Below are 1,274 nucleotides of genomic sequence, written 5' to 3'. Positions count from 1 at the left end.
TTTGTTGGTTGTGTTTGTTTTTTTTACGTGTTGGGGTTGTTTGTGTGTGGGTGGTGATCTATTATTTTTTTTTTTTTTTGGTGTGGGTGGTTTTTTGGGGGGTTTTTTTTTGTTTGTTTGGGGGTGTGTTGGGGGGGGGATTTGTGTGGGGGGGGGGGGGGGGGCGGGGGCCCCCTGGCGGGGTATCCGCGCCATGGATGGCGCGGCTAAGCCTCCAGGGACGGATTCACGGCGTCCCCGCCAGCCCCATCCGCCCGGCCCACTCCCGGGAATCCAGGCTTTCGACGCCCCAACACCCCACCACGGAGGGGCTCCGCCGTTGGCCGGCCAGGCCGAAGGCCCGCCCTCCGCGCGATACAATGCGTCCCATGAACACCCCACAGGATTCCAGCCTCGGTCGCGAGGTCAGTTACCCGTCGCAGTACGATCCCGGCCTGCTGTTTCCGATCCCGCGCAGCGGCGCCCGCGCCGAGATCGGCCTCGATGACGCCGCGCTGCCGTTTGTCGGCCACGACCGCTGGCACGCCTTCGAGCTGAGCTGGCTCGACCCGCGTGGCAAGCCGCAGGTCGCCGTCGCCACCGTGCAGGTGCCATGCACCTCGCCGCGGTTGATCGAATCGAAGTCGTTCAAGCTGTACCTCAACTCCCTCAACAGCACCCGCATCGACAGCGCCGAGGCACTGCGCGAGCGCCTGGTGGCGGATCTGTCGGCCTGCGCCGGTGCGCCGGTCCAGGTCGAGTTCGGCCTGCCGGGTCTGCGCGAGACGCCGCTCGGCGAATCCATCGACGGGCTGGACGTGGAGATCGATTGCTACGGCCCGCCGCAGGCCGACTTCCTTGCCGCCGATGCGGGCGAGGTGGTGGAGGAGACCCTGGTTTCGGCGTTGCTGAAGTCCAACTGCCCGGTCACCGGCCAGCCGGACTGGGCCACGGTCAGCCTGCGTTACCGTGGGCCGAAGATCGACCGCGCCGGCCTGCTGCGCTATCTGGTCAGCTATCGCGAGCACGCCGAGTTCCACGAGCAGTGCGTCGAGCGGATCTTCAGCGAGGTGTCCGCGCGCTGCCAGCCGCACTGGCTCGAGGTTGAGGCCCGCTACACCCGCCGTGGTGGCCTGGACATCAACCCTTGGCGTGCCAGCCCCGGCATCGCCGCCCCGGCTGCGACCTACCGCGAGCTGCGGCAGTAACCGAGCAGGCGGTTACCGGTCGTGCCGGCCGCTGGCCGGCAACCACGTGGAACCGGTGTCCAGGGCAAGCCGGCCAGCGGCCGGCAC

At 67.4% G+C, this 1,274-nt stretch carries 1 protein-coding gene; it reads left to right on the top strand.

The features are described 5' to 3' along the window. The first annotated feature begins 368 nt into the window (after positions 1-368). Positions 369-1,187: an NADPH-dependent 7-cyano-7-deazaguanine reductase QueF gene (queF, locus tag RCF13_RS19830; protein ID WP_134968344.1), complete on the top strand. Its 819-nt coding sequence runs from the start codon at positions 369-371 to the stop codon at positions 1,185-1,187. Positions 1,188-1,274 lie beyond the last annotated feature (87 nt).

Source organism: Stenotrophomonas maltophilia group sp. RNC7 (assembly GCF_030910085.1).
GTDB lineage: Bacteria > Pseudomonadota > Gammaproteobacteria > Xanthomonadales > Xanthomonadaceae > Stenotrophomonas > Stenotrophomonas sepilia.
The sequence above is the reverse complement of the archived record's forward strand: the minus strand, read 5'-3'. Positions and strand labels throughout refer to the sequence as shown.